This window comes from Pseudohongiella spirulinae (assembly GCF_001444425.1).
GTDB lineage: Bacteria > Pseudomonadota > Gammaproteobacteria > Pseudomonadales > Pseudohongiellaceae > Pseudohongiella > Pseudohongiella spirulinae.
The window spans coordinates 1,373,301-1,386,898 of record NZ_CP013189.1 but is presented as its reverse complement, the minus strand read 5'-3'; the positions used below and the strand labels follow the sequence as shown (position 1 = coordinate 1,386,898).

At 55.3% G+C, this 13,598-nt stretch carries 14 protein-coding genes and 1 tRNA gene; 4 read left to right on the top strand and 11 right to left on the bottom strand.

Annotated features, from left to right (window positions below; all coding sequences use genetic code 11):
* Window positions 1-210: 210 nt before the first annotated feature.
* Window positions 211-287, bottom strand: a tRNA-Arg gene (locus tag PS2015_RS06315).
* Window positions 288-374: 87 nt separating this feature from the next.
* Here PS2015_RS06315 and PS2015_RS06310 point away from each other — a divergent pair.
* Genes PS2015_RS06310 through PS2015_RS06300 form a run of 3 tightly spaced genes read left to right on the top strand, consistent with a single transcriptional unit; the run spans window position 375 to window position 2,151 of the window.
* The gene (locus PS2015_RS06310; RefSeq protein WP_156412674.1) at window positions 375-845 is read left to right on the top strand and encodes a tetratricopeptide repeat protein; all 471 of its coding nucleotides are present in this window, start codon (window positions 375-377) and stop codon (window positions 843-845) included.
* Between the two features lie 14 nt (window positions 846-859).
* The gene (locus tag PS2015_RS06305; RefSeq protein ID WP_058021421.1) at window positions 860-1,465 is read left to right on the top strand and encodes a tetratricopeptide repeat protein; all 606 of its coding nucleotides are present in this window, start codon (window positions 860-862) and stop codon (window positions 1,463-1,465) included.
* Between the two features lie 23 nt (window positions 1,466-1,488).
* Entirely contained in the window at window positions 1,489-2,151 is a 663-nt protein-coding gene (locus PS2015_RS06300; RefSeq protein ID WP_058021420.1) for a tetratricopeptide repeat protein, read from the top strand.
* 7 nt (window positions 2,152-2,158) lie between these two features.
* Here PS2015_RS06300 and PS2015_RS06295 read toward each other — a convergent pair whose 3' ends face one another.
* The 8 genes from PS2015_RS06295 to ppnN form a co-directional block, all read right to left on the bottom strand.
* A complete protein-coding gene (locus tag PS2015_RS06295) occupies window positions 2,159-2,575 on the bottom strand; it encodes a SufE family protein (RefSeq protein WP_058021419.1) in 417 nt (138 codons plus the stop codon).
* On the bottom strand, window positions 2,575-3,108 hold the full coding sequence (sufT, locus tag PS2015_RS06290) for a putative Fe-S cluster assembly protein SufT (protein WP_058021418.1): 534 nt from the start codon (window positions 3,106-3,108) through the stop codon (window positions 2,575-2,577). The genes PS2015_RS06295 and sufT overlap by 1 nt, the downstream gene beginning before the upstream one ends.
* Before the next feature lie 13 nt (window positions 3,109-3,121).
* On the bottom strand, window positions 3,122-3,487 hold the full coding sequence (locus PS2015_RS06285; RefSeq protein ID WP_058021417.1) for a HesB/IscA family protein: 366 nt from the start codon (window positions 3,485-3,487) through the stop codon (window positions 3,122-3,124).
* A gap of 10 nt (window positions 3,488-3,497) precedes the next feature.
* On the bottom strand, window positions 3,498-4,748 hold the full coding sequence (locus PS2015_RS06280; protein WP_058021416.1) for an aminotransferase class V-fold PLP-dependent enzyme: 1,251 nt from the start codon (window positions 4,746-4,748) through the stop codon (window positions 3,498-3,500).
* On the bottom strand, window positions 4,741-6,054 hold the full coding sequence (gene sufD, locus PS2015_RS06275; protein WP_058021415.1) for a Fe-S cluster assembly protein SufD: 1,314 nt from the start codon (window positions 6,052-6,054) through the stop codon (window positions 4,741-4,743). Before sufD ends, PS2015_RS06280 begins: the two co-directional genes overlap by 8 nt.
* Before the next feature lie 2 nt (window positions 6,055-6,056).
* On the bottom strand, window positions 6,057-6,806 hold the full coding sequence (gene sufC, locus PS2015_RS06270) for a Fe-S cluster assembly ATPase SufC (protein ID WP_058021414.1): 750 nt from the start codon (window positions 6,804-6,806) through the stop codon (window positions 6,057-6,059).
* Between the two features lie 34 nt (window positions 6,807-6,840).
* A complete protein-coding gene (gene sufB, locus PS2015_RS06265; RefSeq protein ID WP_058021413.1) occupies window positions 6,841-8,277 on the bottom strand; it encodes a Fe-S cluster assembly protein SufB in 1,437 nt (478 codons plus the stop codon).
* Window positions 8,278-8,379: 102 nt separating this feature from the next.
* Window positions 8,380-9,810, bottom strand: a complete 1,431-nt coding sequence (ppnN, locus tag PS2015_RS06260) for a nucleotide 5'-monophosphate nucleosidase PpnN (protein WP_058023178.1) — start codon at window positions 9,808-9,810, stop codon at window positions 8,380-8,382.
* Between the two features lie 79 nt (window positions 9,811-9,889).
* Here ppnN and PS2015_RS06255 point away from each other — a divergent pair, with 79 nt between their 5' ends.
* A complete protein-coding gene (locus PS2015_RS06255; protein WP_058021412.1) occupies window positions 9,890-10,258 on the top strand; it encodes a DUF2750 domain-containing protein in 369 nt (122 codons plus the stop codon).
* A gap of 37 nt (window positions 10,259-10,295) precedes the next feature.
* Here PS2015_RS06255 and PS2015_RS06250 read toward each other — a convergent pair whose 3' ends face one another.
* Together PS2015_RS06250 and PS2015_RS06245 are read right to left on the bottom strand one after the other, a co-directional pair.
* A complete protein-coding gene (locus PS2015_RS06250) occupies window positions 10,296-11,168 on the bottom strand; it encodes a 3-hydroxyacyl-CoA dehydrogenase family protein (protein ID WP_058021411.1) in 873 nt (290 codons plus the stop codon).
* An 84-nt stretch (window positions 11,169-11,252) separates the two neighbouring features.
* The gene (locus PS2015_RS06245; protein WP_058021410.1) at window positions 11,253-13,529 is read right to left on the bottom strand and encodes a DUF6351 family protein; all 2,277 of its coding nucleotides are present in this window, start codon (window positions 13,527-13,529) and stop codon (window positions 11,253-11,255) included.
* Between the last annotated feature and the right edge of the window lie 69 nt (window positions 13,530-13,598).

Sequence of the window (13,598 nt, the reverse complement as noted above, 5' to 3'; positions counted from 1 at the left end):
GGACACATTGCACAAATAAGGGGTAAACCCGGCATGATTGATTCGCAATCCGCATTGGCGGATTACTCACCCCTTCGGAGCGCCCTGGCGGGCGTCCAAAACGCGATGCGTTTTGTCGAACATGAGCAGTTCTCTCGTAGCCAGGATACGGCAGATGTGAAAGTAAAAAGGGGACTTAGCCTTGGCTACGTCCCCTTTTTACTTTCAAAATGGCGCACCCGGCATGATTCGAACATGCGACCACCTGATTCGTAGTCAGGTACTCTATCCAGCTGAGCTACGGGTGCCTTGAGAGGTGCGTATTATATAGAACTCAGCGCATTTTCAAAGCCCTTTTTGGGATTTTTTGCTTTATTTTCCGGACGGCGGTAACCGTGATAAGATCGGTGACCAATTATGATGTTGTGGATCTGCTTATTATGCTTAGAAAAATCAGAATTTCAGTCGGCGTATTGATGACGGCGGGCGCTTGTCTGGCGGCTTTACCGGCCAGCGCCGACTATGAAGCAGGTGTTCGGGCGCTGGAGTCTGGCAATTATCAGGCGGCGATGATGGAGTTTACGCTGGAGGCCAGCAAGGGAAATGTGCAGGCTCAGCGCCGGCTGGGTGAGATGTATCGACTGGGTCAGGGTACCACGCCGGATCTGGTGCAGGCGGTTAAGTGGCTGACGCTGGCTTATGTCAGTGGCGAGCGCGATCTGACCGACACGCTGGAGATGATTCGTGGCAGCCTGTCGGAAGCTGAGGTTGTGCGGGGTGAGCAGATGGCGCTGGAGTGGCTTGAAGAGGCCAACCGGACGGTGTTTGCTGATGATGACACCAGCAGTCTTTACGAAAGCTTCTGAGCGAACGGTTCTGCATGATGCGTGTACGGAAATGGCTGCAGGCCGCTGCATTGAGTCTGCTGGCCGGGGGCATGGCTCCCCTGCTGGCTGCGGCTGAGCCATCGGTTGTTGATCAGGAGCTGGCCAGCCTGAGTGTGCAGGCTGAGCAGGGTGATGCGGCGGCGCAGTTTGATCTGGGCAATCGTTATCTGAAGGGCAATGGCGTGGAGCAGGATAACTTTGAGGCCTTGCGCTGGTTCAAACTGGCCGCTGATGCCGGCAATGTTAACGCGCAGTACAATATTGCGGTGATGTACCTGAATGGTATCGGCGTGATTCAGGATGGGCCGGAAGCCGTGCAGTGGTTTCTGGCGGCGGCTGAAAATGGCGATGCACAGTCGCAGTTTACGCTGGGTATTCTGCTGTTTAACGGCCAGTTAGGTGTGCCGCAGAATGTACCGGAAGCCTACAAGTGGTTTACGCTGGCCGGCGCCGCGGGCCACCAGAGTGCTGCCGCCAACGCGGTGCTGATTCAGGAAATGCTGCCCGCCAATGAGGTAATGGCACGACAGGCCGAAGCCCAGGCCTGGATAGAGGCGTTTAATGCGCGACTGGCGGAAAATACGTCGTCGCAACCCTGATATTTCTCTCTGTGAGTATCCCCATGAAAAGTCTGATCACTGCTCTGCTGCTGATGCTGTCGTCCACAGCACTGGCCCAGGTCACCCTTGTTGATGAAAACACGGAGATGCCCGATTACAGTGATTATTACGCGGGAGTTGATGCGCGCGATGCAGGCGATCTGGAGACGGCCGTTGCTTTATTCACACAAGCCGCCGACAACGGATTGGCCATCGCCCAGTATAATCTGGGTGTGATGTATTTTACGGGGGAAGGTGTGGCGCAGGATTATGAGCGCGCCTTTCACTACACTCAGATGGCGGCTGAGCAGGGACACGTGAATGCCATGGTAAACCTGGGCGTGCTCTACTATAACCAGCTAGGAGTGAAGCCAGACTGGATGGCTGTCTGGCCGCTGTCGCTGATCAATCGCAATCGCCACTATCGTGAAGCCGCGCACTGGTACGGACTGGCCGCGGAATACGACCACGGTGGTGCGCAGTATTATCTGGCCACCCTGTATGACAACGGGCTGGGCGTCGAGCAGGATCTTTCTGAGGCTTACATGTGGACATTACTGGCGCGCGACAATGATGTACCGGAGGCCTCGCTGTTGATGGCATCGTTGCGTCAACGTATGTCGGCAGAGGAATTGGCGCAGGCCGAACGGGCCTATGCGGAGTGGGTGCTGAAGTACCGCTCCTGACCCGGACTCAAGCAGCCAGGGACTGGATGCGGGCCACCATGGCCTGCAGACCGCTGCCGCGGGTCGGGCTCAGGTGTTTCAGAAGATCCAGTGCCTGGAAGTAGGCTTCGATGTCAAAGTCGCGAATCTGCGCCGGGGTTTTCCCGTTATAGGCGGCCATGACAATGGCCAGCAGGCCTTTGACGATAAAGGCATCGCTGTCGACATCAAAATACAGCCGCCCGCCCTCTTCGCGGCTGACCAGCCATACCTTGCTTTGACAGCCGCGAATCAAATGCTCGTCCAGCTTGTCGGCGTCATCCATGGGCGGCAGCTCGCGGCCCAGATCAATAATGTACTTGTAACGCTCGTCCCAGCTGTCAAAAAAATCCAGAGTATCGATGATCTCCTCAGTGGTGATATCGATACCAAATTGCTTGCTCATCAGAAAAACATCCCCGTTTCCAGCTGCGCTTCTTCGCTCATCATATCGCGACTCCACGGCGGATCAAAAACCAGTTCTACATTCACTTTTTGAACGTTGGGGACTTTGCGCACGCGATATTCTACATCGCCAACCAACACCGGACCCATGCCACAGCCGGGTGCGGTGAGCGTCATATCTATATTGACCGTCTTGCTGGCCTGATCAATATCCACTTTGTAGATCAGTCCCAGATTGACCAGGTCCACGGGTATTTCCGGATCAAAGACGGTGCCCAGCGCTTCCCAGACCTGGGATTCATGGATCTGATCATCCGTGGGAGGCGGGAAACTCAGTGTTTCGGGTTTCAGGCCCAGGTTGGCGGCGTCAGTGCCATCCACCCGCAGCATCTGCCCCTGAAAAACCACGGTATAGTTGCCACCCAGAGCTTGTGTAATACTGACAAAGCTGTCCCTGGGTATGGTCACGGGGGTGCCATCGGGTACCCGGCGCGCAGGACACTCCTGCTGCGCCACCACCATCTTGCGTTCCATAATCTGTCCTGGTTCAGGCCACGGAGAAGCTTTCGCCGCAGCCGCAATGATCTTTGGCGTTGGGGTTCTGGAAGCGCAGTTGCTTGTTAACACCCTCAGTCACCAGCTCAATGCGTGTGCCATTAACAATGCCCAGACTGGACTTGTCGATCAGCAGCTCCACGCCCTCGGCCAGCGGCTGGTGCAAGTCGTCTGACTGAGCATCGGTAACCAGATCCACCACGTACATAAAACCGGTGCAGCCGCTTTCCTTGACACTCAGGCGAACGGCCTTTGCCTTTTGGTCTTTCAGCAGCTGCCGGCGAAAATGTTCAATCGCTTCCGGGGTCACGGAAACTGGCGAGGCCGCGCGCTGCGGGTCAAATGTCTCTACTGTCATAGACCTTACCTCACATCAACAGCTGGCGCGCTTTATCCAGCGCGGCAAACAGTCTGTCTGCATCATCAAATGTGTTATAAAAACTGAAACTGGCTCTGACCGTGCCAGGAATCCCGTATTGATCCATGATCGGCTGTGCACAGTGATGTCCGGTGCGCACGGCTACCCCCTGCTGGTCCAGCAGCATGCCCAGATCGGCCGGGTGCACGCCCTCCAGTACAAAGCTCAGCACGGCCACTTTGCGATCGGCCGCGCCGATCAGGCGCAGGCCCGGCACATTCTGCGCCTTTTCCAGCGCATAGGCCAGCAGGGCATCTTCATGAGCTGCCGCTGCGGCGCGGTCCATGCCGTTGATATAGGCAACAGCGGCGGCCAGCCCAATGGCACCGGCTATATCGGGTGTGCCTGCCTCAAATTTGTAGGGTAACTGATTGTAGGTTGTACCATCAAAACTCACGCTGTCGATCATCTCGCCACCGCCCTGATACGGCGGCATGGCATTCAGCAGATCTTCTTTGCCATACAGCACACCGATGCCGGTAGGACCAAACAGCTTGTGGCCGGAGAAAACAAAAAAGTCGCAATCCAGGGCCTTCACATCAATCGGCCAGTGGGCGATGGACTGGGCACCGTCTATCAGCACAAGTGCCCCATGCTGATGAGCCAGGGCAATCATCTGTTCAATCGGGTTGATAGTACCCAGAGCGTTGGACACATGGTTGACGCTGACCATTTTGACGTGCGCATCCAGCATCTGTTCAAACTGATCCAGACGCAGGGTGCCGGACTCATCCACCGGGATGGCCTCAACACGTGCGCCGGTGCGCTCGGCAACCATCTGCCAGGGCACAATATTGGAGTGGTGTTCCATGGCAGACACCAGGATGCGGTCGCCGGGCTGCAGATTAGCCGCGCCCCAGCTGGCCGCTACCAGATTGATGCCTTCGGTCGTGCCGCGGGTCCAGATGATCTGTCTGGACGATGCTGCCCCGATAAAGTCGGCGACTGCCTGACGGGCCTGTTCAAATTTTGCCGTCGCCCGATCGCTCAGGGTATGAGCACCGCGGTGCACGTTACTGTTGTCATGAAGATAGTAATCGCTGATGGCATCAATAACAGCACGGGGCTTTTGTGTTGTTGCGGCGTTGTCCAGATACACCAGCGGCTGCCCGTTAACCTGCTGCTGCAGTATGGGAAAGTCCTGCCGAACCGCTTCTGCATCAAAGGCAGCCTGACGGGCTTGTCGCTGGGCCTCAGTCAATTGAGGACTCCTCGATAAAGCGCTGTCGCAGACGCGTCTGCAGTGTATCCAGCATGTCCGCATACGGCAGGGCCATCATGACCTCATTGATAAAACCGTAGCTGAGCATCATGGTGGCCTGTTGGCGTTCAACGCCCCGGCTCTGCAGGTAATACAGCGCTGTATCATCCAGCTGACTGATGGTGGCGCCGTGCGCACAACGCACATCGTCAGCGTAAATTTCAAGCTCGGGCTTGGTATCCACCTCTGCACTGTTGGATGTCAGCAGGTTGCGGTTGTTAAGCTCCGCCAGGGTTTTCTGGGCATCTTCATGGATATGGATACGGCCGTTAAACACAGCTTTGGCCTTGTCGCCCACAATGCCCCGGAACACTTCGTTGCTGGTACAGTGCGGCACGCGATGTTCGATGGTGGTATGGTAATCCACCAGCTGCTGATGACGTGCCAGGTAGACGCCATTAAGTATGGCTTCGCCGCCCTCCCCGCCGTGATTAATCTGATAGTCTATGCGCTTGAGACGGCCGCCTTCGGCCAGCGTAAAGCCTTCAAACACAGCGCTACGCTGCAGGTTCACATGCACACCGCCAATATGGCGACTGTCTTCATGTTCCAGATGCAGGCGGGTGTGGTGCAGACGGGCATTTTCCCCAACCGCGATTTCCGTCAGGCTGTTGGCAAAGCTGTCAGTCGCGTCATCGGCCGACAGATACTGTTCAATGACCTTTGCATTGGCGCCCTGTTCCAGAACAATCAGTACACGCGTATTGGCCATCAAATCACCGGCAACAGCCGACGACAGGTAGATCAGATTCAGCGGCTTATCCAATGTGGTGTTTTTGGCCACTGTAACCAGCACACCCTCAGTCAACTGGGCATTGTTAAGCGCAGCAAACAGATTGCGCCGTTCACTGGCCACCTGACTGGCAATTTTGCCAAGATGCTGTTGCAGGATCTGCTGTGCTTCGTCACCGGCCTGACTGAACAGACTGACACCGGCTGGCAGAGCATCGGACGCGTCTGCATTGAATACACCATCAACAAAAATCACATTGATGTACTGCTCACTGCGCATTGCCTGCAAGTCCGCGCTGGTCGGAACAGTATCAAGCGCCTTGGGCAATCCGGCCTCCGCAAAGGCCTGCAGCGACATCAGCGGCGTATACTTCCAGTGCTCGCTCTTGCGGCCCGGCCAGGGCGCGCAGGCAAACTCGGCGGCACCACTGTGCCTTAGGGCCTGCAGATAATCAGGCGCATGCTGCTGGCCAGCCAGCTTCAGGGCCTGTTGTTGAAACTCACTTTGCTGCATGTTCAGGCGACCTCACCTTCCAGCCAGCCGTAACCTTTGGCTTCCAGCTCCAGGGCCAGATCTTTGCCGCCCGACTTGACGATTTTGCCGCCGGCCAGCACGTGCACATAATCCGGCACGATATAGTCGAGCAGGCGCTGATAGTGTGTGACCACGATAAAGCTGCGATTCTCGGCACGCATGGCGTTTACGCCGTTGGCAACCACCTGCAGGGCATCAATATCCAGACCGGAATCAGTCTCATCCAGAATGCACAGCTGCGGTTCCAGCAGCATCATCTGCAGAATTTCATTGCGCTTCTTTTCACCACCAGAGAATCCTTCATTGACACCGCGCTTAAGGAAGGACTGGTCCAGACTGACTTTCTGACTGACCTCGCGAGCCAGTTTCATAAAATCGAAGGAGGACATTTCCTCAAGACCCCGGTGCTTGCGCTGCGCATCCACCGCTGCCTTCAGGAATTCCATATTGCTGACGCCGGGAATTTCCACCGGGTACTGAAAGGCCAGAAACAGGCCCTCGCGGGCACGCTCTTCGATATCAAGTTCAAACAGGTCTTTACCGTTAAACAGCACCTGACCACTGGTCACGTCATAACCATCACGTCCGGTCAGCACATTGCCCAGCGTACTCTTGCCCGCTCCGTTGGGCCCCATGATGGCATGTACTTCGCCAGGGCCAATCGTCAGATTCAGGCCGTTGAGAATCTGTTTGCCCGCAACTTCAGCAACCAGGTCTTTGATCTGTAACATAGTCATTTTCCGTCAGATAAAATGTAAATCAGTATCAGCCGACTGAACCTTCCAGACTGACTTCCAGCAATTTGCCCGCTTCCACAGCAAACTCCATGGGCAGTTCTTTGAAAACCTCACGGCAGAATCCGTTGACGATCATGGATACGGCTTTCTCGGCGTCCAGGCCGCGCTGCTGGCACAGGAACATCTGGTCATCACTGACCTTGGAGGTGGTCGCCTCGTGTTCTATGACAGCCGAAGCGTTGCGGTTTTCAATATAGGGGAAGGTGTGCGCGCCACAGCGATCACCGATCAGCAGCGAGTCACACTGGGTGAAGTTGCGGGCACCCTCGGCTGCCGGGTTAATACGCACCAGCCCGCGGTAGGCGCTGTTGCTGCGGCCGGCTGAGATGCCTTTGGCAATGATGGTAGATCGGGTGTTTTTGCCCAGATGAATCATCTTGGTGCCAGTGTCGGCCTGCTGAAAGTTATTGGTCAGCGCCACCGAGTAAAATTCACCGACGCTGTTATCGCCCTTCAGAATGCAGCTGGGATACTTCCAGGTCACCGCGGAACCGGTCTCTACCTGTGTCCAGGAGATGTGCGCATTGGTATGTGCCACTCCACGCTTGGTCACAAAGTTGTAAATGCCACCCTTGCCGTCTTTATCGCCGGGATACCAGTTTTGCACCGTTGAATACTTGATTTTGGCGTTATCCAGTGCAACCAGCTCCACGACGGCGGCATGCAGCTGGTTCTCATCGCGCATGGGCGCTGTACAACCTTCCAAATAGCTGACATGAGAGCCTTCGTCGGCCACGATCAGGGTGCGCTCAAACTGTCCTGTATTCAGTTCGTTAATACGGAAATAGGTCGACAGCTCCATGGGGCAGCGCACACCCTTGGGGATATAGACGAACGAACCGTCGGAAAACACGGCTGAGTTCAGTGCCGCGTAAAAATTGTCTTTTTGTGGCACCACGGAGCCCAGGTATTTTTGTACCAGTTCCGGATACTCGCGGATGGCTTCACTGATGGGGCAAAAAATGACGCCCGCCTCATGCAGTTTTTCACGGAACGTGGTTACCACAGAAACGGAATCAAACACAGCATCAACCGCCACGCCCGCCAGAGCTTCCTGCTCATGCAATGGAATACCCAGCTTTTCATAGGTGGCCAGCAGTTCCGGATCAACCTCATCCAGACTCTTGGGGCGGTTTTTCATGCTTTTGGGTGAGCTGTAATAGGAAATCGACTCAAAATCGATCTTCGGGTAGTGCACGTGAGCCCAGGTTGGCTCAGTCATTTCGCGCCAGGCATGGTAGGCTTTCAGGCGCCATTCCAGCATCCACTGCGGCTCTTCTTTCTGCGCAGAGATAAAGCGCACCACATCTTCATCAAGACCCGGTGCCAGCGTATCCGACTCAATTGCCGAGTGAAATCCGGCCGCATAGTCCTTGCGGATCAGACTTTCGACTTGTTCACTCATAGTACAACCTCTGTATTGGCATCTTGGCGTCTGTCTGGGAGCGGCAAATTATCAATTATCCGAGTATTTTAGTCAACTATTACGCCGCCAGCCTGATTCGGATCATAAAGGGTGCATAGTATAACAGGGGTTGTACTGCTCTCTGAGCAACTTCATGCGCCCATCGGCGACAAAATCGCGCAATAAGGCATCCATCGCCGCCATAACCGGCCCCTCGCCGCGGATCTGAAACGGCCCGTGCTCACGCACCAGGCGGACACCGTGATCCTTGACGTTACCGGCCACAATGCCCGAAAACACCCGACGCAGATTCACAGCCAGTTCCGCAGCTGGCAGGCGGGTACTCAACTGCAGTGCTGCCATCGAATCATGGCTGACTTCAAAGGGGTACTTCATGGCTTCCGGAATACTCAGCAGCCAGTTGTAGTAATAGGCATCACGGGTCTGACGGCGGTTACGGGCCACACGATTAACACCGTCGCGCATGATGTGGGCCACTTTGGTCGGGTCATCAGTCACGATTTGATAGTACTGACGAACCTGTACACCCAATGTAGCCACCAGAAACGCATCAATTTTCTCGAAATAGCCCCGGCTGGAGGCCGGCTCGGTGAAGATCAGTGGCAGGTAAACATCCTGATTGGCAGGATCCATCAGGGTCCCCAGTAAAAAAAGAATTTCTTCCAGCGTCCCCACCCCGCCGGGGAACACAATGATGCCATGGCCAAGGCGTACAAAGGCCTCCAGTCGCTTCTCGATATCCGGCATGACAACCAGATGATTAACAATCGGGTTGGGTGATTCGGCGGCAATGATGCCGGGCTCGCTGATACCAATGTAGCGGCCGTTTTTCAGGCGTTGCTTGGCATGGCCGATGGTGGCCCCCTTCATGGGACCTTTCATGGCTCCGGGACCACAGCCAGTGCAGATATCCAGCCCCCGCAGCCCCAGCTGGTAACCCACTGCCTTGCTGTAGTCATACTCCTCGCGGCTGATTGCATGCCCGCCCCAGCAGACCACCAGGCTGGGCAGCTGTCGCGCCTGCAGCAGTCCAGCATTACGCAGCACGTGAAACACCAGATTTTTGATTAAGGCCGAAGTCTGTGGACTGTGTTCATCAAAGCGGATGGCTTCAAAACCGCCTGACACTGGCGCTGACTGCGGGTGATAGAACTCGCTGGAGACAAACACAATATCGCGCAGCACCGCAAACAGGTGCTCACGGACGCCGCTGATGATCTTGCCGTCCACGAAGGCGCAGGCCGGTGCTCCGGTCAGTTTCAGTTTAATACCGCGGGTGCGCTGCACTATCTCAATCTGAAAATCAGGATATCGTTTATAAACTTCCTCGGCACTGTCAGAGGTATCGTCACAGTTCAGCACTGCCAGCGCACAGCGACGGAACAGTTCGTAAATCTCACCGTGCCCCAGGTCTCTCAGGCGCTCGACCTCCTGCTGAGAGAGCAGCTCCAGACTGCCTGTGGGACTGACGGAGGTATTAATAGTCTGCAGCGGACAATTATTTTGTGCCATGGTATTCAATCCTTTATTCTGACCGGGTTTCCAGTACAATACGCGCCCACGCAATTGACCCGGCACCGGAGTGACCATTATGACATCTCAGTCAGCGCTGTCCGACAACGAAGAACAAAATTATGAATTGTTTCTGCAACAGGTCCAGGCCAGTGGCCAGGTCTGGGGACTGCACGGCAAGGAAGGCTGGGCACTGTGTGAGTCAATTGAGTTTGAAGATACTGAAGTCTTCCCGTTCTGGTCTCAGGAAGACTTTGCGGCGGCCATGTGCACGGAAGAATGGTCCATCTATGAACCCAAGGCCATCAGCCTTGAGGACTTTCTGACCGAATGGCTGCCCGGCATCCACGAAGATGACGCCCTGGTGGGCCCCAACTGGGATACCGAGCTGACCGGTCTGGAGATAGAGCCTGCCGATCTGGCCAAGGCTCTGGCGCCGGACGCCTGACTCAGACAAACCTGGTCAGGCTACAGTCTTCCGCGACTTACTTTTTGCTGTAGTCGTACCAGCCCTTACCGGTTTTTTCGCCATACTCGCCTTTCATGTAGTGCTCAACCAGACGAGGGTTGGGCAGATCGGCCGGGTTACCGGTCTCACGGAACTTCTCCATGCGCATTATGTAGCTCAGATCCAGTCCGGTCAGATCATTCAGGCGGAATGGCCCCATCGGATGACCCGCACCATACACGCAGGCATTATCGATATCTTCCACTTCTGCCACGCCCATTTCCAGCAGCCATGTGGCTTCTCTGGAAATCGCCGCAAAAATCCGGTTGAGCAGAAAACCGTCGACTTCCTTCTTGAGCAGTACGGGTACTTTCTGCAGTGTCTTGCTCAATTGCATGGTCAGATCAGCTGTTTCATCAGACACGTGCGGACCTTTAACCACCTCCACCAGCTTCATGACCAGCGCCGGATTAAAGAAGTGCATGTTGACCACTTTATCCTGCCGCTGTGTCGCGTCTGCTATTTTGGAGCTGACAATGGCTGAACTGTTGGTGGCAAGAATTGCATGCCTGGGCGCAATGCGATCGAGATCGGCATATATTTTACGCTTCAGCTCCAGAATTTCAGTTGCCGCTTCAATCACAAAGTCTGCGTCACCAGCCGCCAGCTCGAGATCGTTAACAAACTGAATATTGTTGCGCGCAGCCTCAGCCTGCTCTGCTGTCAGACGGCCTTTTTCAACTCGGCCGGGCAGGTAGCTGTCGACAAAAGCATCAGCCTTCTTCAGCGTCTCTTCATTGATATCAAAACACTTGACCTTGAATCCGCAGATCGCTGACTGCAGAGCAATCTGATGCCCCATGTTGCCAGCACCTACTACGCAGATATTTTTAATGTCTTCAAATTTCATTACATCATCCCGTTTATGATTGAAAAAACCAGTTCAATACGCCTGAGCGATTTTAACCTTAACATGATGCTCTTCAACATCGAATCAGGGTCTGCCCTGGTCACCCTGCTGATAATCGCACACCCCCTGCGGGAACACCGCCTGCAGTTGTGCTATTTGAGTCGGATCCGGACGCCAGTTGCCATAGGTGCCATCACTGAGCGCCACATCCAGTGGTTTCAGTGTGCACTTGAAAATACTGCCCTCAATGGGCCCGCCGGCCTGAATGCGTGAGGTCTTGTACAACGGGAGGGCCTGAGTGCAGGCGCCTGGCGCGTTATCATCCAGCACACCATCCCAGACATCAGCGCCGCTGGCAATCAGACTGCCATCGGTGGCAAAGCAGGCATCCTGAGCACTGGCCGGTCGATTGCCTGCCACACCCGCCGCCGGATTGGCCTTGATGTTCATCACCCAGTCATGCAGCACATCAAGAGCCTGCATGGTCTGGTCAAAAGCTGGCTCAGGGCGGGCATCGGTAAACCAGACCAGCTGATTTTCGCTGTGCCCCATACGATTGCGTATACGCTGACGGGCAGAAAATGACTGATGCGAGTTGTGCATATCAAGGACATGTTCCAGATAATGTCGCCAGTCGACGATCGGAATATTCAGCTGACCGTCAAATACCATGCCTGACTGGTACAACGCGCTGATGGCCTGTACATCGCCTTCGGTTCTGGGTGCCGGTTCATCGTTCTGCCCCAGATTCATATTGCGGCGACTCCATGGATCAAAGTTCTCAGGGGTCGGTTCGCCCAGATAAGGGAAACCTTCCTGCACCATTTCCGACGGATGCTTCCAGCCGCCCACCCGGGTATTGATATCCAGGAATTCTTCGGGGGTGATGGCGCCGGCTTTCATCGCTTCCAGACCGTACTGCACACCCACGTTATCCCAGGGTGTTCTGGCCCAGCCATTATCATCAACACCGTAGATGTTTTTCAGGTCGTCGTAGTGTGTCCAGACCACATCATCCATGATACCCGGCGGATGCATTTTGTCCTGCTCACGCACCTGCCCGTAGTGCGGATTCATGCTCAGCGGTGTCAGTCCGCGCCAGGCCGGAATACATTCATTGGACCCGTCAGCTGAGGCATAGCCCAGCGCGCGCTTGGCCTCGGCCAACGGATCGGGCACCGCATCTGTTGAATTAAATCCCAGCAGCAAACTGCGGTTGGCGGTCACCTGCCATTTCGGGTTGTCCCGATCAGTCACATCCATGTAGTGCTCAAGCAATTCGCAGTCACCCACATGAATCGTTTGAGTCACCATGTCCGGGTAGGAATACTGGGGCACGCCTGCATCAATCAGACCCGGATAATTCTGCTGATACACATACTGCTGAATGGCGCCGCCAGAGCCACCAATGGCCACTGTGTAGTCAGGCACGCCAAAGCGTTTGATAAACTGCTCTTTGACCATCAGTGCCGTTTCGCCACCCACCTGAAGGTTGTAGTGCTCACCGGTCCTGTTACCCGAGGAATAGGCCACGGCGTAACCCTTGCCCAGCGCCTCCGGCATCCGTGCGCGCGTTGTATTCACTCGCCCCTGGAAATGACCAACACCCACACCGCCCTCAAAATGGTACAACAGACGCCCATTCCAGTTGATATCACCGGCTTCATGGACGTCACTGACCTGATTGTCAGGATCTGCCAGAACTGCCAGGCTATACAGGAAGCGATTAATGGTGCCGCGCTCCCAGCGCACCACAAAGTCAACTTCGCGGCCATCAGTAAGCACTGTGCGCGCCAGATCGGCTGGACGCGCCCCATCCTCCGGCCAGGGTTTATACTGGCCATCCGTACTCATATAGTGGTATTCAACAAACGGTTCAATCGAGCAGTCTTTACTGTAACCAGTGACATTGCCTGCGGCATCGTAGACCGGGAACCCCCAGTCTTCGTCATGGTCGACCAGTGGCTGCACACCCCACTCCAGAACGCTGCTGCAGACAAATGGATATTGCTGTGGTCCGGATAATAAAGGCCCGCTGATCGGATGGTTGGTGACATCCAGAGTGGCCAGCACCTGATTGCCGGAACGAATCACCTCGATACTGTTTGCGCCGGGACTCAGACCCTCAACCAGCACCTGAAGCGGCGAATGCTGCTCAGCGCGGATGACATCAAGTGGCTGGCCATTGGCCCTGAAACTGACCCCGTCCAATGACTCCAGCCCCTCAAGCGACAGCAGTATACTGCCACCACTGACTTGCTCGGGCGCACTGGAGAGACTGGACATTGAAACATTCAGAGGCGGCTCGGAACACGCTCCGACACCAGCGATGGCGGCAATCAATAAGACCCTGCGCAGCATAACAAGCTCCTGTCAGCTATGGTTTTTGTGAGTTTTTATTGCGGGCAAAGCTGACATTATCATGAATGG

Coding starts and splice junctions, on each gene's coding strand:
- PS2015_RS06305 (WP_058021421.1), top strand. CDS start 860: ATGATGCGTGTACGGAAATGGCTGCAGGCCGCTGCATTGAGTCTGCTG.
- PS2015_RS06300 (WP_058021420.1), top strand. CDS start 1,489: ATGAAAAGTCTGATCACTGCTCTGCTGCTGATGCTGTCGTCCACAGCA.
- PS2015_RS06295 (WP_058021419.1), bottom strand. CDS start 2,575: ATGAGCAAGCAATTTGGTATCGATATCACCACTGAGGAGATCATCGAT.
- sufT (WP_058021418.1), bottom strand. CDS start 3,108: ATGGAACGCAAGATGGTGGTGGCGCAGCAGGAGTGTCCTGCGCGCCGG.
- PS2015_RS06285 (WP_058021417.1), bottom strand. CDS start 3,487: ATGACAGTAGAGACATTTGACCCGCAGCGCGCGGCCTCGCCAGTTTCC.
- sufD (WP_058021415.1), bottom strand. CDS start 6,054: ATGCAGCAAAGTGAGTTTCAACAACAGGCCCTGAAGCTGGCTGGCCAG.
- sufC (WP_058021414.1), bottom strand. CDS start 6,806: ATGTTACAGATCAAAGACCTGGTTGCTGAAGTTGCGGGCAAACAGATT.
- sufB (WP_058021413.1), bottom strand. CDS start 8,277: ATGAGTGAACAAGTCGAAAGTCTGATCCGCAAGGACTATGCGGCCGGA.
- ppnN (WP_058023178.1), bottom strand. CDS start 9,810: ATGGCACAAAATAATTGTCCGCTGCAGACTATTAATACCTCCGTCAGT.
- PS2015_RS06255 (WP_058021412.1), top strand. CDS start 9,890: ATGACATCTCAGTCAGCGCTGTCCGACAACGAAGAACAAAATTATGAA.
- PS2015_RS06250 (WP_058021411.1), bottom strand. CDS start 11,168: ATGAAATTTGAAGACATTAAAAATATCTGCGTAGTAGGTGCTGGCAAC.
- PS2015_RS06245 (WP_058021410.1), bottom strand. CDS start 13,529: ATGCTGCGCAGGGTCTTATTGATTGCCGCCATCGCTGGTGTCGGAGCG.